General features: G+C 68.1%; 25 protein-coding genes. 13 read left to right on the plus strand and 12 right to left on the minus strand.

Going from position 1 to position 25,153, the window contains the following annotated elements:
* The first annotated feature begins 49 nt into the window (after positions 1-49).
* The 3 genes from ACZ5VQ_RS21160 to ACZ5VQ_RS21170 are packed head-to-tail and all read left to right on the plus strand — an operon-like array spanning position 50 to position 2,710.
* Positions 50-901 (plus strand): ABC transporter permease, encoded by an 852-nt coding sequence (locus ACZ5VQ_RS21160; RefSeq protein WP_469106239.1) that lies wholly within the window; start codon positions 50-52, stop codon positions 899-901.
* Positions 902-905: 4 nt separating this feature from the next.
* On the plus strand, positions 906-1,901 hold the full coding sequence (locus ACZ5VQ_RS21165) for an ABC transporter ATP-binding protein (protein ID WP_469106240.1): 996 nt from the start codon (positions 906-908) through the stop codon (positions 1,899-1,901).
* Complete coding sequence (locus ACZ5VQ_RS21170) at positions 1,898-2,710, plus strand: ABC transporter ATP-binding protein (protein WP_469106241.1); 813 nt, start codon at positions 1,898-1,900, stop codon at positions 2,708-2,710. The genes ACZ5VQ_RS21165 and ACZ5VQ_RS21170 overlap by 4 nt, the downstream gene beginning before the upstream one ends.
* Before the next feature lie 141 nt (positions 2,711-2,851).
* Here ACZ5VQ_RS21170 and ACZ5VQ_RS21175 read toward each other — a convergent pair whose 3' ends face one another.
* Positions 2,852-3,055: a cold-shock protein gene (locus ACZ5VQ_RS21175; protein ID WP_033319512.1), complete on the minus strand. Its 204-nt coding sequence runs from the start codon at positions 3,053-3,055 to the stop codon at positions 2,852-2,854.
* 355 nt (positions 3,056-3,410) lie between these two features.
* On the opposite strand from ACZ5VQ_RS21175, the gene ACZ5VQ_RS21180 reads away from it, so the two are divergent.
* Positions 3,411-4,292 carry a menaquinone biosynthetic enzyme MqnA/MqnD family protein gene (locus ACZ5VQ_RS21180; protein WP_469106242.1) on the plus strand — a complete coding sequence of 294 codons (882 nt, stop codon included), beginning with the start codon at positions 3,411-3,413 and terminating at the stop codon, positions 4,290-4,292.
* Positions 4,293-4,420: 128 nt separating this feature from the next.
* Positions 4,421-6,229 (plus strand): serine/threonine-protein kinase, encoded by a 1,809-nt coding sequence (locus ACZ5VQ_RS21185; RefSeq protein WP_469106243.1) that lies wholly within the window; start codon positions 4,421-4,423, stop codon positions 6,227-6,229.
* Between the two features lie 20 nt (positions 6,230-6,249).
* Here the strand turns inward: ACZ5VQ_RS21185 and ACZ5VQ_RS21190 are convergent, their stop codons facing one another.
* Positions 6,250-10,860, minus strand: a complete 4,611-nt coding sequence (locus ACZ5VQ_RS21190) for an FtsK/SpoIIIE domain-containing protein (RefSeq protein WP_469106244.1) — start codon at positions 10,858-10,860, stop codon at positions 6,250-6,252.
* A gap of 241 nt (positions 10,861-11,101) precedes the next feature.
* Here ACZ5VQ_RS21190 and ACZ5VQ_RS21195 point away from each other — a divergent pair, with 241 nt between their 5' ends.
* From ACZ5VQ_RS21195 to ACZ5VQ_RS21230, 8 genes are all read left to right on the plus strand, one after another.
* Positions 11,102-11,407, plus strand: a complete 306-nt coding sequence (locus ACZ5VQ_RS21195) for a WXG100 family type VII secretion target (RefSeq protein WP_079053446.1) — start codon at positions 11,102-11,104, stop codon at positions 11,405-11,407.
* Positions 11,408-11,558: 151 nt separating this feature from the next.
* The gene (locus tag ACZ5VQ_RS21200; protein WP_362073867.1) at positions 11,559-11,885 is read left to right on the plus strand and encodes a hypothetical protein; all 327 of its coding nucleotides are present in this window, start codon (positions 11,559-11,561) and stop codon (positions 11,883-11,885) included.
* Positions 11,886-11,998: 113 nt separating this feature from the next.
* Entirely contained in the window at positions 11,999-13,306 is a 1,308-nt protein-coding gene (locus ACZ5VQ_RS21205) for a hypothetical protein (RefSeq protein ID WP_469106245.1), read from the plus strand.
* Positions 13,307-13,338: 32 nt separating this feature from the next.
* Positions 13,339-13,980, plus strand: a complete 642-nt coding sequence (locus tag ACZ5VQ_RS21210; protein ID WP_469106246.1) for a hypothetical protein — start codon at positions 13,339-13,341, stop codon at positions 13,978-13,980.
* Between the two features lie 7 nt (positions 13,981-13,987).
* Positions 13,988-14,602 carry a hypothetical protein gene (locus tag ACZ5VQ_RS21215; RefSeq protein WP_469106247.1) on the plus strand — a complete coding sequence of 205 codons (615 nt, stop codon included), beginning with the start codon at positions 13,988-13,990 and terminating at the stop codon, positions 14,600-14,602.
* Positions 14,603-14,875: 273 nt separating this feature from the next.
* A complete protein-coding gene (locus tag ACZ5VQ_RS21220) occupies positions 14,876-15,535 on the plus strand; it encodes a hypothetical protein (RefSeq protein ID WP_469106248.1) in 660 nt (219 codons plus the stop codon).
* A gap of 38 nt (positions 15,536-15,573) precedes the next feature.
* Positions 15,574-16,581, plus strand: a complete 1,008-nt coding sequence (locus ACZ5VQ_RS21225) for a hypothetical protein (protein WP_469106249.1) — start codon at positions 15,574-15,576, stop codon at positions 16,579-16,581.
* Positions 16,582-16,733: 152 nt separating this feature from the next.
* Positions 16,734-17,348, plus strand: coding sequence for a hypothetical protein (locus tag ACZ5VQ_RS21230; RefSeq protein ID WP_469106250.1), 615 nt, complete (start codon positions 16,734-16,736; stop codon positions 17,346-17,348).
* Here the strand turns inward: ACZ5VQ_RS21230 and ACZ5VQ_RS21235 are convergent.
* The 10 genes from ACZ5VQ_RS21235 to ACZ5VQ_RS21280 all read right to left on the minus strand — a co-directional run bounded on the left by ACZ5VQ_RS21235 (position 17,331) and on the right by ACZ5VQ_RS21280 (position 25,140).
* Positions 17,331-17,939 carry a hypothetical protein gene (locus ACZ5VQ_RS21235; protein ID WP_469106251.1) on the minus strand — a complete coding sequence of 203 codons (609 nt, stop codon included), beginning with the start codon at positions 17,937-17,939 and terminating at the stop codon, positions 17,331-17,333. The two genes, ACZ5VQ_RS21230 and ACZ5VQ_RS21235, sit on opposite strands and share 18 nt — an antisense overlap.
* A 6-nt stretch (positions 17,940-17,945) precedes the next feature.
* Positions 17,946-19,334 carry a putative T7SS-secreted protein gene (locus ACZ5VQ_RS21240; RefSeq protein ID WP_469106252.1) on the minus strand — a complete coding sequence of 463 codons (1,389 nt, stop codon included), beginning with the start codon at positions 19,332-19,334 and terminating at the stop codon, positions 17,946-17,948.
* Entirely contained in the window at positions 19,331-19,663 is a 333-nt protein-coding gene (locus ACZ5VQ_RS21245) for a hypothetical protein (RefSeq protein WP_143643478.1), read from the minus strand. Before ACZ5VQ_RS21245 ends, ACZ5VQ_RS21240 begins: the two co-directional genes overlap by 4 nt.
* Positions 19,660-20,412: a hypothetical protein gene (locus ACZ5VQ_RS21250; RefSeq protein ID WP_469106253.1), complete on the minus strand. Its 753-nt coding sequence runs from the start codon at positions 20,410-20,412 to the stop codon at positions 19,660-19,662. The genes ACZ5VQ_RS21245 and ACZ5VQ_RS21250 overlap by 4 nt, the downstream gene beginning before the upstream one ends.
* Positions 20,413-20,494: 82 nt before the next feature.
* The gene (locus ACZ5VQ_RS21255; RefSeq protein ID WP_469106254.1) at positions 20,495-21,055 is read right to left on the minus strand and encodes a hypothetical protein; all 561 of its coding nucleotides are present in this window, start codon (positions 21,053-21,055) and stop codon (positions 20,495-20,497) included.
* Positions 21,056-21,149: 94 nt separating this feature from the next.
* The gene (locus tag ACZ5VQ_RS21260) at positions 21,150-21,737 is read right to left on the minus strand and encodes a hypothetical protein (protein ID WP_469106255.1); all 588 of its coding nucleotides are present in this window, start codon (positions 21,735-21,737) and stop codon (positions 21,150-21,152) included.
* Positions 21,731-22,528 (minus strand): hypothetical protein, encoded by a 798-nt coding sequence (locus ACZ5VQ_RS21265; RefSeq protein WP_469106256.1) that lies wholly within the window; start codon positions 22,526-22,528, stop codon positions 21,731-21,733. The genes ACZ5VQ_RS21260 and ACZ5VQ_RS21265 overlap by 7 nt, the downstream gene beginning before the upstream one ends.
* Before the next feature lie 36 nt (positions 22,529-22,564).
* Positions 22,565-23,479, minus strand: a complete 915-nt coding sequence (locus tag ACZ5VQ_RS21270) for a hypothetical protein (RefSeq protein ID WP_469106257.1) — start codon at positions 23,477-23,479, stop codon at positions 22,565-22,567.
* Positions 23,480-23,557: 78 nt separating this feature from the next.
* Entirely contained in the window at positions 23,558-24,838 is a 1,281-nt protein-coding gene (locus ACZ5VQ_RS21275; protein WP_469106258.1) for an enoyl-CoA hydratase/isomerase family protein, read from the minus strand.
* 2 nt (positions 24,839-24,840) lie between these two features.
* Complete coding sequence (locus tag ACZ5VQ_RS21280) at positions 24,841-25,140, minus strand: hypothetical protein (protein WP_469106259.1); 300 nt, start codon at positions 25,138-25,140, stop codon at positions 24,841-24,843.
* Between the last annotated feature and the right edge of the window lie 13 nt (positions 25,141-25,153).

Genomic DNA, 25,153 nt, shown 5'->3' on the forward strand with positions numbered 1-25,153 from the left:
CCACGACGATCACAACGACCCCAGCCCGGCCGAAGGAGGCGCGCACCGCATGACCACCCTCGCCCTGCGGCCCGTGGCGACCGGTCCCCGCCCCCGCAGACGCCCCCTCGGCGTCCTGATCGCCGCCGCCGTCCTCGCCCTGGTCGTCCTCGCGGCGGCCCTCGCCCCGCTGATCGCGCCCTACGCCCCCGACGCCATCGACCTCTCCGCGTCCCTCGCCGGCACCAGCGCGGACCACCTTCTCGGTACCGACTCCTCCGGCCAGGACCTGCTCTCCCGCGTGCTCCACGGAGCCCGTACGAGCCTGATCGCACCGCTCCTGCTCCTCGCGGTCGCCGCCGTGCTCGGAGTCACCCTCGGCGTGCTCTCGGCCTGGCACGGCGGCTGGATCGACAGCCTCGTCTCCCGGATCACCGACGTGATGTACGCCTTCCCCGGCCTGCTCTTCACCGTCCTGATCATCGCCGTCTTCGGCACCGGGACCACGACCTCCGTGCTCGCCCTCGGGCTGGCCTTCACCCCGACCGTCGCCCGGTACACCCGCTCGCTCGCCCTCTCCGAGGTCCGCAAGCCGTACGTCGACGCCTACCGCGTCCAGGGCATGGGCGGCACCCGCATCTGCGCCCTGCACCTGGTGCCCAACCTGGGCCGCGCGGTCCTCGGCTACCTCGTCGTCCTCTTCGGCGAGGCCGTGATGTCCCTCGCGACCCTCTCCTACCTGGGCTTCGGTGCCCAACCACCCTCCTCCGACTGGGGGTTGATGGTCCAGGAGGGCCAGTCCGCCGTCGTCCAGGGCGCCCTGCTGCCCGCCCTCGTCCCCGGCACGGCCATCGCCCTGGTCGTCGTGTCCGTCAACGTGGCCGGCGTCTGGGCCGCCGACCGCCTAGGAAGTCAGGACTGAGCCCATGCTCCTCTCCCTCGAAGACCTCACGGTCCAAGTCCCCGGCACGGCCCGCCCGTTGCTCGACTCCGTCACCCTGACCGTCGCGGAGGGCGAGGTCGTCGGCCTGGTCGGCGAGTCGGGCTCCGGCAAGTCGACCACCGCGAAGGCGGCGCTCGGCCTGCTGCCCACGGGCGCCGACTTCGACGGGTCGGTCCGCGTCGACGGCACGGACGTACTCGGCCTGCGCGGCGAAGCCCTGCGCGCCCACCGCGCCGACACCGTCGCGATGATCCACCAGGACCCGCGCGCCACCCTCAACCCGGTCCGCCGCATCGGTGACTTCCTCGTCGAACGCGGCGCCACCAGGGAACGGGCCGTCGAACTCCTCGCCGCCGTCGGCCTGTCCGACCCCGAACAGCGCGTCCGCCAACGCCCCCACGAACTCTCCGGCGGCATGCTCCAGCGCGTCGTCATCGCCGGCGCTCTCGCCGCCCGCCCCCGCCTCCTGCTCGCCGACGAGGCCACCAGCGCCCTCGACGTCACCACCCAGGCCGAGATCCTCGCCCAACTCCGCACGGCCCGTGAGGAACAGGGCGCGGGCCTGCTCTTCATCACCCACGACCTGCACCTGGCGGCGGCGTACTGCGACCGCGTGTACGTCATGTACGCCGGCCGAGTAGTCGAAGAACGATCGGCCCGCGCCCTCTTCACGACCCCGGCCCACCCCTACACCCAAGGCCTCCTCTCCTGCTCCCCAACCCTCGGCGACACCCACCCCCTGACCCCCATCCCGGGCCGCCCCCCATCCCTCTCGGACACGTTCCCGGGCTGCCCCTTCGCCCCGAGATGCGGGGAGGTGGAGGAGGAGTGCGAGACGTGGCTCCCGGAGCCGATACCACTGGAAGAGGGCGGCTCGGCAGCATGCCTGCACGTTGTGCCCACCCGTTCCGCAGGGCGGAACGGGTGGGCACAACGCACCACGGCGGGTCAGCCAAAAGACAAGGTGAGCCACAAATGACAAGCCCCCTGCTGAAGGTAGAAGGCCTGGGCAAGACCTACCCCCTCCCCGGAGGGGGCCGCCACACAGCCGCGGAGGGCATCTCCTTCACCCTCCGGCCCGGCGGAGCCACAGGCATCGTCGGCGAATCGGGCTCAGGCAAAACCACAGTCGCCCGCATGCTCGTAGGCCTGACCACCCCCGACACCGGAACGATCACAGTCGAGGGCCGCCCTCGCGAACCCCGCACACCCCGCCGCCGAGCAGCACGGCTCACCCGAGCCCGCGAGATCCAGATGGTCTTCCAGGACCCGTACGTCTCCCTGGACCCCAGACTCACCGCGACCCAGTGCCTCCGCACGGCCCTCCGCCTGCACGGCCGCGCCGAGTCCCTCGCGGCAACGCTCCTGGACCAGGTGGGCCTGGGGGAACGCGAGGCGGAGGCCCGCCCCCGCCACCTCTCCGGCGGCCAACGCCAACGACTCGCGATCGCCCGGGCCCTGGCCGTGGACCCACGCATCCTCGTCCTGGACGAGGCGGTCGCCGCGCTTGACGTGTCGATCCAGGCCCAGATCCTGCGGCTCCTCGACGACATCCGCCGGGACACCGGGGTCGCCCTGGTCTTCGTCAGCCACGATCTGGCCGTCGTCCAGCACGTCACGGACGAGGTCCTGGTGATGCGCCGCGGCCGGACGGTGGAGCAGGGGCCCACCGCCCGCGTACTCACCGACCCGTCGGACCCGTACACCCGCCTGCTGCTCGCCTCCGTACCGGGCGAGGGCTGGGACCCGGCGGACGCGGTCGCGGCGCGGTCATCTCTCAGTGTCTGAACGGCAGGAAGTGTCCGAACGGCAGGAGCCGTGAGAAAAGGCAGGAGCCCCGACACCTGACGGTGTAGGGGCTCCTTGGGTACTTCTACTCGGTTCCGGATCAGAGTATTGGGCTCATGGAGCCAAGACTCGGCCGAAGGATCAGACGGGGGTGACGTTCTCCGCCTGCGGGCCCTTCGGACCCTGGGTCACGTCGAAGGTAACCGCCTGGTTCTCTTCGAGAGAGCGGAATCCGCTCGCGTTGATCGCGGAGTAGTGGACGAAGACGTCCGGGCCGCCGCCTTCCTGGGCGATGAAACCAAAGCCCTTTTCAGCGTTGAACCACTTCACGGTTCCGGTAGCCATAAGCCCTCCTTGGGCCCAAAGGGTTGCCCTGCTCCAGAACCTGCAAGGTGTAAACAAAAGCTTGTAAACAACTGCATTCGTCTGAAAACGACGAGAGCCCGCGGTCACATGCTCCGCAGGCTCTGTACTGCAAGGGAAACCAAACTGCAACTTGCGACGAGCCTACCCACGAGGGCAGCCGAAAGCAATAGAGGGCAAGATCACGTCACCCGGAAGTTTGGCGGGGTCGCCCGATGGGTTGACGTCGCGGTATCACTTGGCGTCACAGGGGTTGACAGGAGCGGGCCAGATCGCTTCGGAAACCACTCGGGACCCTGAAGCCTGCACCGTACCCCATGGGCGCTAGCCTCGCGATGTGGACAATTCTCCCGAGTCTCCCGAGGGGCGTCCCGACGCCCGCCCGTCCAGGCCGCGCGTCGGCCACATCCAGTTCCTGAACTGCCTGCCCCTCTACTGGGGGCTCGCGAGAACGGGCACGCTGCTCGACTTCGAGCTCACCAAGGACACCCCGGAGAAGCTCAGCGAGCGGCTGGTGCGGGGTGATCTCGACATCGGCCCGATCACCCTCGTCGAGTTCCTCAGGCACGCCGACGAACTGGTCGCCTTCCCCGACATCGCGGTCGGCTGCGACGGCCCGGTGATGTCCTGCGTACTCGTCTCCCAGGTCCCGCTGGACCAGCTGGACGGAGCCAGGGTCGCCCTCGGCTCGACCTCCCGTACGTCCGTACGTCTCGCGCAGCTCCTGCTGTCGGAGCGGTACGGCGTCACGCCGTCCTATTACACGTGCCCGCCCGACCTCAGCCTGATGATGCAGGAGGCCGACGCGGCGGTGCTGATCGGTGACGCCGCCCTGCGGGCCAACCTCCTCGACGGCCCGCGCTACGGACTCCAGGTGCACGACCTGGGCACGCTGTGGAAGGAGTGGACGGGCCTGCCGTTCGTCTTCGCGGTCTGGGCGGCGCGCCGCGAGTACCTGGAGCGCGAGCCCGTCCTCACGCGCCAGGTCCACGAGGCCTTCCTCTCCTCCCGGGACCTCTCCCTGGAGGAGGTCGGCAAGGTCGCCGAGCAGGCGGCCCGCTGGGAGGCCTTCGACGAAAGCGTCCTTGAGCGCTACTTCACGACCCTCGACTTCCGCTTCGGGGGCCCGCAGCTGGAAGCGGTCACCGAGTTCGCGAGGAGGGTGGGGCCGACGACGGGGTTCGCGGCGGACGTGAAGGTGGATCTGCTCCAGCCGTAGGGGAGGTCACCGGCGTACGGCACGGCATTACCCTGCTGGACAGTGCGGGTGCGGCACGGCGGACCGTGCGGCACGTACGGGGGACGGGTAGGGGACGGGTAGTGGAACACGGGGGAGGTGCGGGCACCATGCAACCGCTCGGAGTCGATGAACCCACCGTCGTGGGGCCCTACCGGCTGCTGGGCCGGCTCGGCTCGGGCGGGATGGGCCGTGTCTATCTGGGCCGCAGCGCGGGCGGCCGTACCGTCGCGGTCAAGATCGTGCATCCGCACTTCGCGCTCGACGAGGAGTTCCGGGCCCGTTTCCGCCGGGAGGTGGAGGCGGCGCGGCGGGTGGGCGGCGCGTACACGGCTCCGGTGCTGGACGCCGGTCCGGACGCACCGGTCCCTTGGGTCGCCACGGCCTACGCCGCAGGACCGTCCCTCGCCGCCGCGGTCGCCGACGCGGGCCCGCTCCCGGAGCACTCCGTACGGGTCCTCGGTGCCGGCCTCGCCGAGGCGCTGTCGGCGGTGCACGGCCTGGACCTCGTCCACCGTGACGTCAAGCCGTCGAACGTCCTGCTGACCCTCGACGGCCCCCTCCTCATCGACTTCGGCATCGCCCGCGCGACGGACGGCACGGCCTCCCTGACCTCGACCGGCGTCTCCGTCGGTTCGCCCGGCTACATGTCGCCCGAGCAGATCCTCGGCAAGGGGGTCACGGGCGCGGCGGACGTCTTCTCGCTGGGCGCGGTACTGGCGTACGCGGCGACGGGCTCGTCCCCGTTCCCCGGCGACTCCTCGGCCGCGCTCCTCTACAAGGTGGTCCACGAGGAGCCCGAACTGGGCGCGCTGTCGGGCGACTTGAGGGACGTGGTCGCCGACTGTCTCTCGAAGGACCCGGCCGCCCGCCCGTCCCCCTCCGCTCTCGCCTCCCGCCTCGCCTCGGAGGGTGCGGCGCGGCTGGTGACTGCGGGATGGCTGCCGGGACCGCTGGTGGAGCAGGTCAGCCGCAGCGCGGTCCAGCTCCTGAACCTGGAGGCGGCGGACGTCACGCCGTCAGGAGTGGTGGGCTTCAGCAGCCCTTCGGTGGGCGACTCCAACGGATCGGCGCGGGCGGAAGGTCCCGGAGCGGCGGTGGCGGATGGGCCCCGGGCGACGCCGGTCCCGTCCCCGTCCCCGGCCGACTCCGCACCTCCCGCCGGCGTGTTCGGCCCCCCGGACCCGTCGTACGCGCCCTACGCGCCGCACGCATCCCAGTCACCCCATGCATCCCAGTCACCCCATGCACCCCTGTCCGGCCCCCCGACCCATGTTCCGGAACCACGCGACGCGGCAGGCCAGGACACCTCCCCCGGGAAGGTGTCCGTCAGCGTGGCGGCGACCTCCGTGCCGACGGCCAACGGCCGTGGCCGCAAGCTGAGTTGCACGGTGGCGCTCGCGGTGGCGGGAGCGCTGGCGGCGGTGGTGATCGGCGGGGCGTTCGTGGGCGACCTGCTGCCGGGCGGGGACGACGACAGCGACAGCGGCAGTGACGCGGGCGGCCCGGCCAACTCCCAGCCCGCGGCCACCCCGAGCGCCTCCGCCCCGGACGGCAACGACCTCTCCGCCGTTCCCAGCTCCTACCTCGGCACCTGGGAGGGCGACGGCTTCGCCCTCGACGGCAAGCTCCCCATGGGCACGTTCCGCGTCACCGTCCGCCAGGCCGCGCCGGGCGACCAGCTCGGCACCTTCCGCCAGACCGACCTCATCGGCGGCGCCTGCGACACCGACCTCATCCTCAAGAAGGTCACCCCCAAGCAACTCGTCGCCACCAGCATCTCCAAGCCGTCCACCACGTCCGAGTGCACGACGGGCCGCCACGAGGTCCGCCTGGTCCCGGTGGGCGACGACCTCCGGTACGAGACGGACAACGCGGACGCGGGGGATCCGGTGGCCCGGATGTCGAAGGTCGAGTGAGCCGCTGAGAGGTTGAGCGGCTACAGAGGCACGGTCACCGTGACCGGCTCTCCGTTGCCCAGGTGCAGCATGCCCTTGCCCGGGGTGATCGGACCGCCGACCATGCTGCGGGTGGTGCGGATGCCGATCAGTTCGCCGGCGCCGGAGTCCTGGGGGGAGAGGAGGATGCCGCGGCGGCCCTTCTTGGCCTCGACCTGCCAGCCGGAGAAGCCGCTGCAGACCTCTTCCTCGTCGCCGCCGATGACGAGCGCGAGGCCGCGGTCGGCGCCGCGCTGGACGAGTCGCTTCAGCTCGCGCTCGCAGTCCGCGTCCTCCAGGACCTCGCCGTCGTCGACGATGACGACGATCGGCTCCTCGGGGGACGCCGACTCGATGGCCTCGTTGAAGTCGTCGCTCTCGATGTCGTCGTCCGTGAAGACCTTCAACACGCCGTCCTGGCCGTCGAGTTCGCGGAGTGGCGAGGGCCGCGGGGCGGCCACGACGATTCGTACGCCCTGGAGGAGGTACGAGCGGGCGAGGTTCAACAGGGCCGTGCTGCGGCCGGACTTCGCGGGGCCCGCGACGACGAACGTCGGCACGCCCTGCGAGAGGTCCGGGCCGAAGGCCATGATGTCGTCGCCGCCGATGCCCGCCAGACCCCACAGCTTGGACTGTGCGACCGCCGGGTCCCGCATCTCCCAGGCGTCCGCGAAACCGATGCGGGAGGGCAGGGAGTCCACCCGGAACGGGCGCCTGGCGCGCGGGACTTCGGCGTCCCGGGCCGTGGCCGCCTCGCCGATCGCGGCGAGCGCCGCCGCCTGACCCTGACCGCTCAGGTCGTCCGACAGCAGCGCGAACTGCGTCTCGATCGCCGTCTCGTTCTTGAAGCCGCGCCCGGGCGGGATCTCCTCGGGCACCTTGCGTGCGTTGATGCCGAGCATCGAGAAGTCGGACTTGTCGGCGAGCCGCAGACCGTACTTCTCCTCCGTGAGCGAGGCCATCCGGCCGAGCAGCACCTGCCGGTCACCGGTGACGACGAGGTGGATGCCGACGCTCGCGCCCTCGCGCATCATCGTCTGCAACTCGTCAGTCAGCTCACCGTGGTTGTACTCGCCGAGCGTCGGCAGCCAGCCCTCCCACCGGTCGAGCAGTACGACGATGTGCGGCAGCCGCTCCTCCTCGGTGACGGACGCCCGCTGCTCCCCGATGTCGGCGAACCCCTTGTCGGACAACAGGTCCTGACGCCGCGTCAACTCGCCCTTGAGGCGCGTGACCAGTCGTACGGCCCGCTCCGTCTGGTTACGTGCGACGACGGCACCGCAGTGCGGCAGCCGCGTCAGCGCGTTGAGCGCGCCGTTGCCGCAGTCGATGCCGTACAGGTGCACGTCCGACGAGGAGTGCGTGCGGGCGATCGACCCGGCGAGGGTCCGCAGGATCTGCGAACGGCCACTGCGCGGAGCGCCGCCCACGATGAGGTGCCCGAAGGAGGAGAAGTCGACGACGACCGGGCGGCGGGCCTGGTCGGCGGGCAGGTCCTCGACACCGAACGGGGCCGGCGGCAGCTTGCCCGCAGACAGCGCGGCGACCGCGGGCATCTCGACCTCGTCCAGCAGCAGCGTCTCGGAGAGGGCGGGCAGCCACGGGCTGTGCTGGGAGGGGATGCCGAGCGCCCCGTTGGCGTCGCGGATCGCGTCCACGAGCACCTTCAGGTCGGTGATCTCCTCCTCCTCGCGTGCCTCGGCCTTCGGCTTGACCAGCGCGGCCCGCCCCAGGTCCTCCCAGGCCAGCGGCCCGGCCCAGGGCGCGAGCACGGTCGGGTCGGCGGCTCCGGGCCGCCGACCGCCCACGCGGCCGGACTGGAACGGCACGAGCGAGGCGTGCCCGAGCCGGACGTACGCGCGACCCGGCGTGCTCTTGGAGATGTGCCCGGCCTCGGGCGAGTCGATGACGTCGCTCGACTCGCCGCCGTCCGTCACCCGCAGCGCGATACGGAGGTTGGTGTTGGCCCGGATCTCGGGAGACACGACACCGCTCGGCCGCTGGGTGGCCAGCAGCAGGTGGATACCGAGCGAACGGCCTCGCTGGGCGATGTTGACCAGACCCGTGACGAAGTCGGGCAGATCGCGCACCATCGAGGCGAACTCGTCGATGACGATGAGGAGTCGGGGCAGCGGCCGGTTGTTCGAGGGATCGCGTCGTACGAGGTCCTGGTAGTCCTCGATGTCCTTGGCGTCGGCGGCGGCCAGGATGTGCTCGCGCCGGTGCAGCTCGGCGCCGAGCGACTCCAGGGCCCGCTCGACGAGGTGCGCGTCGAGGTCGGTGACCATGCCGACGGTGTGCGGCAGGTTCACACAGTCCTTGAAGGCCGCGCCACCCTTGTAGTCGACCAGCACGAACGTCATGTTCTCGGGCGTGTTCGCCACGGCCAGCGCGGCCACGATGGTCTGCAGCAGCTCCGACTTGCCCGAACCGGTCGTACCCGCGATCAGACCGTGCGGCCCGTCCCGCCGGATGTCGATGCCGAACGCCCCGTCGTACGACTCACCGACGACCGCCATCGTCGACTGCCCGCCCATGCGCCAGCGGGCGGAGATCGCGTCGCTCGTCGGCGGCTCCAGCTGGAGCACGTCGAGCAGCCGGCTGGAACCGGGCAGCGCCGAGTCCTCGGTCTCGCCGCTGATGTCGCGGATGGGGGAGAGGGACCGGGAGAGACGGGCGCACCAGGCCGCCGACACGAAATCCGGCCGTACGTTCTTGACCCGGGCCGTGCCCGTCTGCTCGACGCGCAGCCGCAGTTCGAGCGGCTTCTGCTCGCCGGACTGCTGGTCGTCGGGCTCGGCGGTGTGCCAGGCCTGGAAGGAGGGGAAGCCGCCGCCCTGGGCCGCCGGTTCCCGGGACGCCGTGACCGCGGTGACGTGCTCCTCGGGCTTCGGCTCGGCGATGACGATGGCCTGGCACTCGCCGGGCAGGAACCGCTCCTCGGCGTCGAGGCAGATCGCGTACATGCTGACGCCGGGACCTTCGCGCAGCAGCCGCACCACACCGGGCATGGACCGCAGCCGCCGCGAACCGTCCCAAATGACCACAATGTCCGGGTCGGTGAAGCTGGTCTGGCGGCCGTTCTCCTTGGCGGCCTTCTGGCGGGCGTCGAGGAGCTGGGTGAGTTCGCCGATGCGGGCGCCGACGGTCTCGGCGTCCGTACCGATCAGGACGTTGGCGTCCTGGGCGCCGGAGGGACGCGAGTGCGGCAGCCAGCGGACCCAGTCCCAGGTGGTCTGGGCGCTGTTCTCGGTGAGGACGTAGAACTGCACGTCGAGAGGGCTGTGCAGGACGGCGCTCTGCGCGACGATCCAACGGCCGATGGCCTGCGCCGAGTCGCCGGGCCCGGCGATCCCGACGACACCGCGCTCGCGCAGCGGCAGCGTCACCGGGGCGTCCTGGATCTTCCAGGTGACCTCGCGCTTGTGGTCGTCCTGCTCGGGGTCGTCGAGCACGACCTCGGAGGGCAGCTGTCCCGTGCCGACGCGGAGGACGAGATGGTCGGCGTCGGTGCGCCGCCGTTCCCAGAGCCGCGTACGGGGCCCGGTGCTCATGGAGAGCACGGAGGCGGGATCGGGAACGGCGAGCCGCCGATCAAGCCGCTCGGCTATCAACGCGTCCTGAGCGTCCTTCTCGATCCGCTCCTTGTGCTCCTTGTACTCCTTGACCTGCTTCGCATGGGACTTGCGCCCGTGCTTCTTGTCCATGAAGTAGTTGCCGAAGAGGATCAGCGGGCTCAGCAGAGCCATGATCAGGTAGTACCAGCGCCCGAAGATCATCACGGCCACGACCGCGCCGACCAGCGGGGTCAGGGCCATCAGCCAGGGCAGCGGCCGGGCCTCGAAGTCGCGCGGCGGGGTGGGCAGCTTGAACCGGGTCTGGCGCTCGGGGGGCTGGAGCCGGGGCGGCCGGTTGTAGTCGAGCCCCGCGCCGTCGTCGGACCACTTCAACGCGGCGTTGGGCGGGGAGTAGCGGTCGAGTTCGAGAAGGGTGTTGCCGACGGCGACCTGGGCACCGAGGGGCCAGTCCTTGCCGTCGAGGGGCTCGCCGTCGAGGGTGACGCCACCCTTGTCCTTGTCGTCCTTGTCATCCCTGTTGTTCCGGTCGTCCCCGTGTGCGACGACCTGACAGGTTCCGTCCGTTGCAACTGACAACGTCAGCGCGCGGGAGGGAAGCTCGGGATCGTCGATCCGTACGTAGGAGGCGGGGCCGCTGCCGATGTCGTACCGCCCGATGCCGAGCCGGTGCACGGCGCCGGCGGCGGGCCCGCTCGCCACGCGCAGCTCGACGAGGCCGGTCGGCTCGCCCGGCAGGCAGCCGGCGGGGTCGTGCAGGCTGACGACGGCGCCTTCGCGCAGGGGTGAGGTGCCGATGGTGGAGGCCGGGTCGACGGGATGGCCGTCGACGTAGGCGAGGGGCGCTCCGCCGCTGCCCGCCTGCTGTCCGTGCTGTCCGTGGTGTCCGATGGGGATGATCTGCGCGCCGCCGCTGTAGCCGACGTGCGCGGCCAGCTCTTTCGCGATGTCCCCCACCGAGGACTCGGGATCCGCGTCGAGCACCACGTCGGCGTTGGCGCCGCCCAGTGGATCGACGACGGTCAGAGTCAGGCGCACGATCGTCCTCCCCGTTGACTGCTCTCCTACTGCCCAGTTGCTGCCCAGTGACGATATCCGCTCCACCCTTCCCACAGGCAACGGCGTATGTGCTGGTTCCCTGAAGGCTCTTGAAGGATCCGGGGTGTGCGGCTGCAAGCGTCCTGCGTAAGCTGCAGACTCGGCGGACGATCGCATCATCCGCAACGGGAGCCACGGGGGTTGGCCCTGCGGCAAGTCGAGTTGTTATGGAGGACGCCACATGGCCGGCGGCAAAGACGCAGATATCACTTATGACGAGATGCACAAGGCGGCTACCAAGCTGACCGACGCCAAGGACAAGATCGACGAGAAGCTCGACGCCCTTGAGCGCTACATCCAGGGCCTCGTCAAGGACGGCTACACCACCCGCAAGGGCTCGCAGGCCTTCGAGGACTCCTTCACCGAGTTCAAGAAGGGCGCGAAGGACACGATCGAGGGCCTGACCGGCATGTCCAAGTTCCTGACCAGCGCCGCGAAGGCGTACCAGGACCTGGATGACGAGCTGGCCAAGGGTGTCAAGGGCTGAAGTGGCCCTTTTGAGTGGTTGAGATCGCCTTCTGGCGGCTGGGGCCGCTCGGTGATGGTGTGGTCTGGTGCGGTGGGAAGCTGCGGCGTCCCACCGCACCGGTCTGTTTCCGGGGCCGGTGTGACTGCTGTGGGTTGGTGCAGGGGGTGCCATGGGTGACGAAGTCGGGCATACGAAGCTTGATCTTGACGTGATCAAAGGGATGGGCGCTGGTCTCGGCAACGTCAAGAAGGCGTTTGAAGGGCTGGAGAAGCTCACCCAGAAATATGGCGACGACTTCGGGCAAACCGATCTTGCCGAAAAGTTCGAGGACTTCGCCGGCAACTGGGAGATCAAGCGCGAGGAATTGACGGCCGAGATCGACACGTTGGCCAAGATCGCCAAGGCCGCCGCCGAGGCGTACGAGGACATCGATCACCAGTTGGCCGAAGCCATTCGAGGCGCTCAGGACCCCAAGCCCTCGAAGAAGGGGAAGTAGTCGTGGGGGGACGGCCGCGCGACTGGCACCCCGTAGCGGATGACGATCCTGTTCCTGGTGATCCCGACCAGCTGGCTTCTCTGGGACGGAAACTGCGTAAAACTGCCGAGGAGTTGCAGCGGCAGATCCGAAACCTCAATGCCGTCGCCAAGGTCGAGGCGTGGGACAGCAAGGCGGGCAAGGAGTTCCGGGAGAAGGCGAAAGGCAACGTCAAGAAGCTTGAGGCTGCCTTCAAGAGGTACGACGCGGCCGCTGACGCCATCGGATCCGAGGTGACGGAGGTGGGCGGCGGTTACCAGGACAAGCTGCATGCGAAGCCGAAGAACTACGCCTCCGATTTGAATCGTGCCCAGGAGATTGCGGACGCCGCGCTCAAGGAAGCCAGGGATGCCGACGAGAGGAAGGGGGCGGCCCAACGCAGCCTGGATGGGCTGACGGAGAAGCAGAAGGACGACAAGAAGAAGATCGAGGAGAAGCGGGATGCCGCTGGAGATGAGATCCAGGCGGCCAGGGAGAAGGTCGGAGAGGCTGAGCGGATCCGAAACGAGGCTGCGCGGAGAGCACGCGAGGCCATCGACGACGCAATCAGCAACGATTCACTGAAGGACGGATTCTGGGATAAATTTGATGATTGGGTCAATGAAATTGGAGAGTGGACAGGGAGCATCGCCACATGGCTCGGCGTTGCGTCACTCCTGATTGGTTGGATTCCCATCATCGGGCAGGCCCTGGCTGGAGTTCTGGGTAGCCTTGCCATGGTTCTCACCCTGGTGAGTACGCTGGCCACTCTTATCCAGTTCGCGCGAGGCGACAAGGGGTGGATGGATCTCGGAATGGCCGTGGCAGGCTTCCTCATGATGGGAGTCGGTAAAGCTTTTTCCAAGATGGCAGGCAAGTACGCGAAGACCGCTCTTGGTCGTATGGGAAAGGTGATTGGGTCCGCCACCTCGAAACAGTACAGGCGAAGTGCCAAGAGGGTGAACAAGCTTGCTGCCGGCCCGATCAAGTGGCAGCGAGGGGAGTTCGTCAACTCGGTGAAGGGGAGGCTGCAGAATTCCAAACTGGAGAAGGGAGATGGCTGGAAGTCCATGACGGAGCCGTTCACGGAGCCCTTCTCAGGGAGGGCGTGGGGGGACAATCTCGGCACGTTGAGGAGCGCCGGAAGTTATCGTGACGCTTGGCGAACGGTGGTTACCAGAGGAGACGGCAACGCAGCGCTGGGAGTCGGGCGGTCTGTTTCTGCGGCTGATGCGGGTGTCGCATCGCAGCTCAAGGACGTCAAGTTTGCTTCGCAAGGCCTGAACAGTTCGGAGGCGGTCAACAGGATCTCGCGGACGGCTACGGGCATCTCGCTCGCCGGCGCTGGGGTCACGGTCGGAGGAATGGCCTTGGACAGCAATCTCAATCCGCTTCTCGACTGAAAGGAAGAACGATGACCTCAGGAGGCGTTCCCTTGGGTGCTGACGACTTCGCGTGCCGCTTCGATCTCGGGGCGGGTTGGGTGGATCTGACACTCCAAGGCGGGTCGAAGGGCGAAGCGACGGGTCTGGCCGGTGCGGCGCTCGACGGGTTCAACCCGCTCGAACTCCAGGTCGGACGACGGGAGCTGTTGGGTGACCTGATCGATCGGGCTGTGGATCTCAACAGTGACGATCCGATCTTCGCGGCCTCCTACTATGGAAAGGACGGGGTCGGCCTGATCAATTTCGTGGTCGACGCCTATGGCGAAGAAGATGAGCCCCGGCCATCTCGCGAAGAGGTTCAGCCATTGCTGGTCCGATCGGGACCGGATCGTACGGTGGTTGCCGGCGAACCGGAAGTTTCATACATGGATCTTCCTGCCGGACCTGCTGTCCGGATTCAGGCGATGGCGAAGGCCAAGCGAATGTTCGGCTTCGGGAGTCGCCTTAACGAGTTCGTCAAGTATGCCGTGTTCCCGCCAGGGATCGAACAATTCATTGTCATCACAGCGAATTGGCAAGACATCCAGCTCACGGATGAACTCACGCAAGTGACCGATGAGTTGGTGGCCACGATGAGGAATGTTCCGCTCGACGCCAACGGCCAAGAGATCGCCTCAGGCCCCGTGGAGTGACAGCAGCGTGAAGACAGCCAGTGAGTTCAGTTCGCCGCCGCAGGACTACAACGTGATTGTTCCGGATGGCTGGTTTCAGCTGTCGCTTGACCCCGAACAGCGCGATCGAGGCATTGCAGCCCTTGCCGATCTGCAGTTTCGTGGAATCGACAACGCTCCGCACCTCAGAGAGCAGTTCATGCGAGATGTGCAGAGAAAGGCGAAGGACGCATACGACGTCGGAGGTATGGAGCTGTACCTCTCGACCCTTGTCGTTGGACCTGTCCCGCTCGCTTCCTCGCTGCTCACCAGCTTGCCGGGCCCTGACGAGTGGCCGAAGTGTTCGGATGCCGAAGAGCTCGCGGAACACCTTGCGGTGCTCGATGGCGGCGAACCCGAGGGTGAACTGGGCGTCGTGCGTCTGGACGTGGCGGGCATGGCCGTACGCCGACGTCGCCGCGATGCCCCGGACCCCACCGCCCAGTTGGGCAACACGTTGCCCACCACGACCCTCACCTACTACGTCCCGATTCCGGCGACAACCAGATGGCTGATGCTGAGCTTCTCCACACCGGTGGACCCATTGGCGGACCAGATGGTCGAGCTGTTCGATGCCGTCGCAGGAACGCTGCACTGGGTGTGATCGCCGTTGAGCGAGGCGAGTCATGGGTTCCGGGCATGGGACTAGCCGGGCATGCCGTAATGATCATCGGCTGCCGTGTGCGGCAGTCGTGACGACCTGCGGTGTGTTGGCGTTCGGGAACCATGTGTCAGCATCTTTGCGTGTGTCCCTGTGCCCTCTCGTGCCACTCAAGTCCGTTTCAGTACGCGGCACTTCTTCGTTTCTCAACTTCCCCAACGCTTCCTGACCGCACGACCACCGGACATTCCGATCACTCAACCCTGGGATACGTACATGCTGACCACGCGACGGCGGACGGCCGTGGCCTGCCTTCTCGCTGCTGCCGCTCTTTCTCTCACCGGTTGCAGCAGCGATTCGGGCGACTCCGGGAACGACAAGATCGCAGGAGCGGGCGGGGACGGGACGAGTTCTCCGACGCCGTCGGCGTCCGCGTCCGCCGAGAAGGGGGCGCCGGACTTCGACCTGCCCTCGGACATCACGGTGGACGTTCAGAAGGAGTCGACCGGGGACGCGGCGAAGGACGCGATCGTGCGGGACGTGGCGTACGCGGCGCAGGCCCGTATCGAGGCCTTCGCCGAGGGAGACGGCCGGACCGCCAACATGAACCGCTACTTCGCGGCGAATGCCCTCGCCTACTGGGGCGATCGAGTGGCGACGGTCAAGAAGGACGGGCTGACCGTCACGGGCGACTACCGGTACTTCGACTTCGAGGTCACCGACGTCGCGAACGGCAAGAAGGCGGCGGCCCGTTACTGCGAGGACCAGAGCAAGGCGTACAACAAGGTGATCAAGACCGAGAAGGTGCAGCGCACCCAGCCGAGCGACAAGGACTTCGTCCTCTACACGCTCCAGGTCGAGAAGGACTCCCGCGGCGACTGGCAGGTGACGCAGCAGAACTGGAAGAAGGGGGACGCGTCGTGCGTGCAGGGATAGGTACGGGGATACGTACGAGTATCGGCACAGGGACGGGCGTGGTTCGTCCTGTTCTGCGGACGGCCGTGGTCGCGGGGCTGGTCATGGCACTGGGGACGGGCTTCCCGGCGTACGCGGGTGAGACCACCGGCGGAGACCAGGGGACCACCGCGCCCGACCAGCCGAACCAGGACTCCGGCGCCGGTTCCGGCAACGGCACCATCGGCGCCCACATCCGTATCGACCAGAGCAAGGCCGGTTCGGGCGGCCCCACCTCGACCACCACGTCCTCGAACGCGAACTGGAAGCCCCCGGTCTGCTGGTACGAGCCCATGTACACCTCTGAGGAGTACGAGGAGTTCATCAAGACCGCGTACGACGGGGCGCAGGAGCCCGCGGCGAGCTACGCCAGGAAGCGCGAGGAAGAGGGCTACCGCAAGGACGACAAGGGCCTGTGGTGGCAGGTGCAGTTCCGCAACGACGAGTACACCGACGCCTGCCCCGTCACCACGGACAACTGGGAGATCTGGGTCCCGCCGGCCGACCCGCAGCCCGATCCCAACAAGCTCACCCCCGAGACCCTTTCCGAACTCGCCTTCAACTCCACCAAGTTGCCCGCGCCGCCCGTCGAACTGAGCCCGCGCGCGGACCGGCTCATCGTGAACCTCGGTACGCGGGTGAAGTTCAAGGGCGACTTCGATCGCGTGTGGACGACCGCGAGCATCGACTACAAGGGCGTCCAGATGGCCGCGACCACCGTCGCGACCCCGGTCGCGCTCAAGGTCGAGGCCGGTACCGACGACGCCGACCCGGCGACCTGCACGTACGACCTCGTGAAGGGCAAGAACGGCTACACGGTCGACAGCGGGGACGCGGGCTGCAACGTCACCTACCGTCGCTCGTCCGGCACCGGAACCTACCCCTTCAAGGCGTCGATCACCTGGAAGGTGACCTGGACCGACTCCGCCGACCCGGACGGCCCGCCGCAGCAGCCCGCTCTGCCGGACGGTCTGTCCACGTACGAGGAGAACGTCACGGTCAAGGAGATTCAGTCCGTGAACCGCTAGGCGGTTGATTCCGGGGGCGGTGCGGGCGCCGGTCGGCTGTGCAGGGTGCTTCCGTATGGAGCCGCCCCCTCCGGTTCCGGCCCCCGCCCCACTCCTCCTGGCCGACCCGGCCAGCTATCCTCGTCCGGACCCCGCGAGGAATGGGAGAGTCCATGTCTGTTGGATCAGGGGCCGGGGAGTCCCCGGGGCAGAGTCCTGGGCGGTCGACGGCAGGGAACATCGCGTTCGGTGCGGGGCTGCTGCTCGTCCTGGCGACCATGACGCTCGGCGCCTTCGCGGGCGTTGCCCTGACCATCGGCCTGGCCGACGACTCGTTCCTGTCGTCTGCGGTCCCTGACGACGGACGGAACGCCGTGGGCATCGGCGGCATCGGCATGGGTGGCCTGCTGGGTCTGATGCTGCCCCTGCTCCTCCTCGCGGCGGTCCGCGGGACCGACGAGAAGCCCAGGCTCGGACCGGGCGAGGCCCTGCTCAAGGGGCTCGCCATCGTCGTGTTCAGCGTCTACCTGGTTGTCGTCTCGCTGTTTGCCGCCCAGCTCGGCTGGATCCTTCCCAAGGGACCGACGACCCTGGTGAGCTTCTTCGTCGTCGGCTTCAGCTGGATGCCACTGGCCTTCGTCCCGTGGGAACGGTTCGGGCTGGGAGGCGTGGGAGGGCTGCTCCCCAGCTCTGGCGGCACCTCTCGCGACACCTCTGCCGACACCTCTCCCGGCACTTCCCTCGGCACTTCTCTCGACAAGGACGGCGAGTCAGACAAGTCGGACTGAGTCCGCCAGCTCGTCGGCCATCTTTCCCAGCTCCTCGCCCAGCCCCGGAGCGCCCCAGAGCAGGCGGCACTCCAGCGCGGTGGGGTGCTCGCGCGGCAGCACGTAGTGCGCCACACCCTCCAGCACATTGCCGCTGTCCGCCTCGGGATCCGTGGGCTCCAGCCGGTGCACGCGCAGCGCGGCGCCCAGCGGCAGTTCCACCTCCGTGATCTCCGGAGGACGGAAGAACGGCCCCTCGGCGGCCTCGGCCTCCGCGCGCAGCACATCCAGGCGCAGCGACTCGGCCGGGGCGCCCCCCAGTTCCCGTACGCAGTAGAACGCGGCCACGCCGCCGTCCTGAGGCGCGAGGACCGCCGCGCAGAGCGCCTTCTGCCGGGCGGCGACGGCCCAGTACCAGAGCACGTCCTCGGCGAACGCCTCGCGCCAGTCGGCGGGGGTGTCGTCGGCCGAGAAGTGCTCGTCGGCCGCCGCCCGCGCCCACTGCTCGGGCCGCTCGGCGGTGAGGTCGAGTACGAGCCAGTTGTGCGGGGCGGGCAGTGTGACGCGGCACTCGTGCCAGTCGGCGGCCGCGGCCGTCTCCGGGGTGTTCACCGGCGGCTACCTCCCCGCCAGCGAGGCGTCGGGGCCGGTCACGTCGATGTCGTTGCTCTCGAAGAGCCCGATGAAGCTGTTGGAGTCGGAGGTGGCCCCGGTACCGGTCGCCCCGAGCGCCCACGAGTTGTACGACATGGCCTGCTTGAAGGCGTCGGGCGTGCCGATGAAGCTCAGGTCCGTCGGATCGATGTTCTTGATCCTGGAGAGCTCGTCGACCATTCCGGGGCCGACGTACATGCTCGCGAGGCCGCGCGCGCCACCCGCACGGTAGGCGTCCCGTACCGCCGAGACGTTGTCGCCGACCTTGAACAGGTCACTCCAGTTGCTCCGGATCGTGCCCAGGTCGTCGACGAAGGAGGTGCCAAGACCCCTGAACGCGCCCCCCAGACCCACTCGGGGCGCGGCGGCCGCTCCGGTCGCCCCGGCGCGCGCACCGACCATCTCGATGACCAGCGCGCGCCGCGCGGCCGAGCTCATAGCCGGATTCCACCCGCGTACGTACTGGGCCGCCGCGGTCCAGACACGACTGCGGCCGGCCGTGGCGGCGAGCTTGGCACCGGCGGAGAAGACCCGTCCGATACCGAAGGTCGCAAGGCCCAGTACGTCCATGGCGACGTCTCCCCACGACCCGTCGCCGTTGATGGCGAGGAGCAGATGGCAGACGAGTGAGATGGCGGTGGCGATCAGCGCGATCGTGCCGAGGACACCGGCGATCGCCTGGCCGATGATCGGGATCCAGCCGACAAGGAGCGCCACCACCCCGCAGACGGCGGCGACGGCACCCGCGATGTCGGCGACGATGTTCAGGGTGTCGCGCAGGTCGTCCAGCCAGGAGTCGTTGAGGTCGTCGCCCTCGGTGATCTCGTGGATGCGCTTGGCGGCGGAGTTGCCCGCCGTGTTGTGGCGGCTCTTGAGCGTGGCGAGCTGCCCGCGCAGGCCGTCCAGGTCGCCCTGCAGGTCCGTCACCGCGGTGTCGAGCGTCTTCTGCCCGGCCCTGTCGGTGTCCTTGGGCGGGTTGTCGGCCTTGGACTTCGCGGTCGTGAGATCGCCGCTCTTCGTCTCGGCCTGCCTCAGTAGCCCGTCCGCCTCGCCCTGGATCGTCGAGAGTTCGGTGTGGTACTCCTTCAGCGCGGCGCCGGCCTCCTCGTAGCGGCCGTGCGCCTTGCTCACGGTCTTCGCGGTGTCGTCGGCTTTCTCGGCGAACTCCCGGCCCGCCTTGGAGTCCCAGCTCTTCTGGTCGCCGAGCCTGCGCAGCGCGGCGGCGGCGTCCGAGATGGTCTTCGCGGTGGCGGTGAAACGCTTGGCGAGCGCCGTGAGGTCGTACACATCACCCGGTACGGGGTCCTCGCTCTCGCCCAGCACCTCCCAGCGGTGGTCGGCGGGGCGCGTCACTTCTGGTCCTTGCCGGTCTTGCTCTTGCCGTTCTTGTCCTGACCGACGAGCGCCTTGTAGAGCTCGTCGTCGATCTGGGTGTACGCCTCGCCGGCCGTCTTGGCGACCTCGCCCAGGCCCTTGATCTCCTCGATCATCTTCTCGCGGTTGTCGTTCCAGCCGTCGGAGAACTCCTGCAGCCTCTCCTGCAGCAGCTTGTGCCCGACCGTCCGCCGGTCGTACGCGTCCAGGAGCTTGTCGAGCCCCTCGAACTCCGTGGCCACCGTCCGCAGACCCACCCCGGCCGTGTGCAGATCCTCGGTGGAGACCCTGAGTCGCCCCTCCGTCATGCCTGTTGCCCCCGTGGTTGCTGAGTTGCTTGAGCTGCCTGACTTGTTTGAGTTGTCTGGGCTGGTTGAGCTGCCTGACTTGCTTGAGTTGTCTGGTCCGGTTGAGTTGGCTGGGCCTTTTTCTGCCAGCGCAGGGTCCCGGCGACCGCGTCGAAGAGCTCCACCATCGAGTCCGCGATGGGCTCCAGCGGGGTGCTGAACGTCAGCATCAGAACTTCGTCGCGATCCGGTACGGGCACGAAGTACTCCACGATCGTGTCCTCGAACTCGGTGCCGAGCCGCCGGGCCTCCCGGGTCCGCTCCGACCGTCGCCGCCGGGCCGCCCGCCCAGCGGCCGGCAGCCGTACGAGAGCCGCCTCGCCCTTGCCCCTGAGCGCCGAGACCGCGTCGAGGCTGTCGAACCGCTGGTGGATGCGGGAGATCAGCAGGGACGCGGAGAGAGGGATGCCCGCCGCTTCCAGGAACGACAGGTAGAGCACCACTCCGCCCTGCTCGACACCCGCCTCGGCGGCCCCCAGCAACTGTTCCTCCGCCTGACGGCGAAGCACCGGCTGGTCGTCCACACCTGCGAACTGCCTCTTGATCAGGGCACTCACGGACGCTTCACGCCGTTCCTCGGGAAGAAGCGGAATGCGAAACCAGTCCTCGGGCGTGATCAGGCCGAAGACGTTCTCACCGTCGGTCTCACCCTCGTTCTCGCCATCGGTCTTGCCATCGGCGGTCCGGTCGGCGGGCGCGGTCTGTCGCATGTCGCCCGACGCTAGCTGTGGGGGGCGGGTTTTCGCCACTGCGAAGTTCTCCGCGAGAGACAACAAGAGGCGGCAAACGGAGTCAATTCGGTTCGGGCGCACCGGCGTCACCGGCCGGCGACGTCCGCTTGTCGCGTGCCACGGCCAAGGCGATCAGCAGGGTGGCCGTGGCGATGGTGGACACCAGGCCGACCGCCCACAGCCAGGGGTAGTTGGTGAAGACCCAGCTGGGGGGAGTGTCGCGACCGCGGCCCCACTTGCCGGTGTCCTGGGCGTTGAAGATCAGCGACACGAGCTGCAGCATCGCCACTCCGCACATGACGGCCAGCAGCGTGCAGCCGAACGAGCGTGCCTTGTGAGCCTTCCAGGATTTCCAGTCCGTACGGGATGAGGTCAGGACGAAGAGCGTCGCCACACACGGCACCAACGCACCCAAGAACACCGCGAAGCCGTACGCGCCGCCAAGCCATGTGTCGGCCGACCATTCCCAGGTTTCGTCGCCCCAGAACATGTCCGAAAGGACGAGGAGGGCGAAGATGGCTGAAAGGGAGAGGAAGACGAGACAGCCGAACGCCTTGTCGCCCTTCTCGGAACCCTTGCCCTTGCTCCCCGACCGTTTGCCGGGCCGGTGCTCATACCGCAACGAAGGTGCGGCTGCCCTCGGCCGTCTTGGCTTGGCCGACCCTGCCATGTCCTTGTCCCCCAAGGTGTTCTGGTCCGCGTGTCCGCGGAGTTGGTCAGGCGATCCGAATGCTTCTTGCGAAGTCGTCGATGGCGTCGAAAGAGGCTTCGAGGAGCTCGGGGTCGTCGTAGTGGCCCTTGAGTACCAGGTCGATATCGCGGGCCGCGTCGTTCCATGCGTAGGCGACGGAGATGATCGGGCCACCGTCGGGGCGGGTCCAACTGCGCACGCAGCGCAGGCCCTCGCCGAAGTGGGGCGAGACGAAGGGGACCGTGTCCACGTGCCGACTCGCAGCGGCGGCCGCGGGGTCGGGGTCGGGTTCGACCAGCATGCTCAGGTGCAGGGGGCTGTGTTCCTCGTCGCAGACGAACTGCTTGGTGAAGAGGACCAGAGGTGACGCCTGCGGGGGCATCGGGCCGAAGAGGAACGCCTGGTCGGCCTCGACGCGGTCGCGCAGCATGGCGGCCGAACTCTCCAGGAACTTCTTCGTCTGCCGCTTCTCACGCCAGGTGAGCTTGCGCCGGTGGACCAGTGCTCTCGCCTTGAGTCGCAGGTCCATCCACTGCGCGAATTCCGCCCCGGTGCCACGCAGGGGCATGTGAAACCACACGGCTGGGTTGGAATCGGTCTCGACGATCACCATGCTTGGCTCTCCTCCGCACCCTCCGCACCCTCCGCACCCTCCGCACCCTCCGCACTCTCCGTCGGATCCGTGAAGGACACCGTCTGGAGGACGGCTGCCATCAGGTCGCAGAACTCGGTCCAGTAGTCCATGGACGCCGTGTGGAGCGTGAAGACCGCGGTGAACGGGCCCGTGGGGAAAGGGACATGGACCTGGATCTGTCCTGTGAGCAGATCGACCTGCTCGCCGGTCTCCGTCAGTTCCGGTTTGATCCTGTACTCGCGCAGCGTCACGCAGGACACAGCAGGACCGCAGGGCAGGTCGAGCCAGCGGGCGTCGTTGTACTCGTCGCCGGAGAGGATCGCGAGGATGCCCTGGGCCACGACGTCGGTGTCGGCATCGGCCTGGTCCGTCGGCACGGCGGCCACGGTGAGGGCGCACTGGGCGACTCCGTCGGCTCCTTCGTGCCGGGCGACTTCCCCGTCCTGCGTCCCGTCGACCTGCACCCCGTCGTCCTGCGTCCCGTTCTCGTCGGCCGTCGAGAACAGCCCCATCGCCGAGTACGAGACTCCGGTGCCCGCCATCATCTCGGCCATCGCCGCGTAGTACGGGGCGGCCGGTTCCCATATGTTCTCGTCGCCGCGGGAGTAGAGCTCTCGTACGAAGGACTGGGAGAGCTCGGCTCGTTCCTCTGCAGTGGCGGCGAGAGGGAGGGCGAAGAAGCCTTCGGGGGCCAGGAACCAGATGGGCGGGGGTTCTTGGGAGGAGGGGGCGGTGGGAAGGGGGCTCGTGGTCTCGGTGGGGGGAGTCATGGAAGGCGGGGCCGTTCTGGTCAGGCGTACGGGGAGTCAGAGGTCTTCGGGGCGGATGTCCTCGTGCGGTACCTCGACCCCGTCGGTGTCCATGACCAGACTGCGGCTGCCGGAGCCGAAGAAGGAGCTCAGCTCGCTCGGCACCGGAACCTCGACCCGGAAGTAGCCGGAGGAGCGACGAGTGACCACGGGGGCTCCGAGGTCAGGGGCGTGGGCCGTCGCGACGAAATTCTCGATGGCGCCGCGCTGTACCGGTGTCAGGTCGTCCAAGGGGATCAGGTCGAGGGGATGGACCAGATACCGGGTGACCTTCTGCCGCCTGATGCTGCTCAACCTGCACCACGAGCCGTCGGAGAAGACGATTCTTACGTCGTGTCCGTCCTTGTAGTCCCAGTGCTTGAACCCGCTGATGCTGGACCGGGGCGTCTCCCAGAGGACTTCGTCCTCGATGAGTCTGTCGTCCTTCTTGTGGTATGGGAGGCCTACGATGACCAGTCGGCGGTCGGTGATGATCGCGTGCGTTCGGTAGTGCTTCTCGTCGGAGCGACCAGGGTCCAGTTGCCAGGGCAGGGTACGGGCGAGCGTGTCCGGCGCGGCCCACATGACCGGAAAGTCCTCGACCTCGTTCTCGCGGTCGTCCGGGGTGTCCTTGCCCGAGTCGGGGCCGGAGGATCCGCTCACATTGCCTCCGGCCGAACTGAGGGCGGCCATGACGGCGACGCCCAGCGCCATCGCCGCTCCCTTCACGGTGTTCCTCGCGACCGCGTCCCCCGTGGACCTGCTCGTGTACACCGGTCCCTCGGGCCAGCCCGGCAACTCGCTCTGGATGTCGTTGCGCTCGGTGTCGCGGAACCAGCGCATGCCCTTGACCCGCATGGCGGCGCCCGTCGCGAAAGCAATCGGAGCGCGCCCGAGAAGTGTCTCCCCCGGTTCCGGCTGCCAGATGTTCATATTTTTGTGCATCTTCCTTACTCGGCGACTCAGGAGGGTCGTTCTGGGCTGTCCACTCTGTCACTCCCGGCCGGAGCCTCAGCCTCCGGTGGCCGACTTCTCGAACTGGTCGCCGGGGAACAAGGCATCCCCCACGTGCTGGTGGATGCTCGTGATCTTGGGGAAGATCTTGGCCCCCGCGTCGATGGCGATACCGGCTCCCAGGGGGTTGATGTTCACGCCCGGGATCAGGTTGAGGCCCTTGGAGCCGATCCACTGGCCCTCGTGGTAGCCGGCGGCGGCAAGGCCCCCCATACGTGATTTCAGGCCGCTGGCTGCGTGAGCGACCTCGTAGACGTCGTCGGCCTTGCCGCCGATTTTCACCAGGCCCGCCTTGCCAAGTCCCCCTGTGATCTCCGAGGAGTTCTTGCCGAAGGCCATCAGGATGCGTGAGCTGCCGATCGAGGTCTTCGTGAAACCCTGGCCGAGGTTCCCGGCCATCGTCGCGGCCTTGCCGGCGCCGACCACCTTGATGCCCTTGCTGAACATGCCGATGCCCGGCATCAGCCCCACCGCGTCGAGCCCCATCTGCATCCAGCTCACATCGGCCCCGCCCCACTTGGCCAACCCGTGTGCTGCCAGCGCGAGACCGCTCGCGATGAGGGCCGCGGTACCGAAGATCGCCGCCAGCGGCGGGAAGGGCAGAGTGATGATGGCCAACAGGCCCAGCACGGCGCTCAGATCACTCAGCAGATCGCCGATCAGCTTGATCATGTCGGCGTGGTCCTTGATCCACTGCCCGGTTGCGTCCCACGCGTCCGAGACGCCCTTGGTGAGCTTGTCCCAGAAGCCGGGCTCGTCAGGCGCGATGTCGCCGGCCTTGTCGAGCTCCTTGCTTATGTTGCCGGCGGCCCGCTTGTAGCGGTCCTCCAGGTCGTGGACCTTGCCCGTGATCTCGTCGACCGCGCCGGAGGCCTTGCCGAGTTCCTCGCTGCCCTTGCCGTCGCCTTTTGCGTCGGCTTTCTGCTGGGCCGTCTCCCTGGCTTCCAGCTTCTCCCCGGCGGACTTCTCCAGCCGGTTCGCCTCGTCCTGGAAGTCGAGGAGTTCGTTCGCCCACCGGTGCAGGGCGCGCGAGGCCTTGTCGAAGGAGTCGTGGCTCTTGCGGATGAGCGGGGTGACGTCCTTGCCGACGTACTCGGTGAAGGCGACCGCGGTCTTGCCCTTCCAGGCACCGGCCTCGATCCGCTCCAACTCGCGGAGAGTGGTGCCGAGGTCACTCGCCAGGCCGCCGAGTTTCTTGGCGAGGTCCTGGGTGTCGTCGACGTCTCCCGGCGTCGGGTCCCAGCCTATGTTCGGAAAGGCGGGGCGTTTGCCGGCCACGACTACTTGCCCTTCTTCTTCGTCTTGAGGGACTCGGCGAGATCGTGATCGAGCTTGCCGAACTCCTCACCTATCTTGTTGATCATCTTCACGGCGCCCTGAGTGTGCTTGCCGAGCTGCTTGATGCCGTAGCCCCAGTCGTCGGCGAATTCGTGGACCTCCTCGACGAGTTTGTTCTCCCCGACCGCGGAGCCGTCGGCACCGCGGAGGGTGCGGCGCGCGCTGTCCATCCGGTCGCTGATCGTCGAGAAGGTCTTCTTCAGGTCTTCGAAGACGGTGTCTTCGAGACGAAGGTCACTCATGTGATGGTCCAGG

Source organism: Streptomyces sp. NPDC033178 (assembly GCF_055577685.1).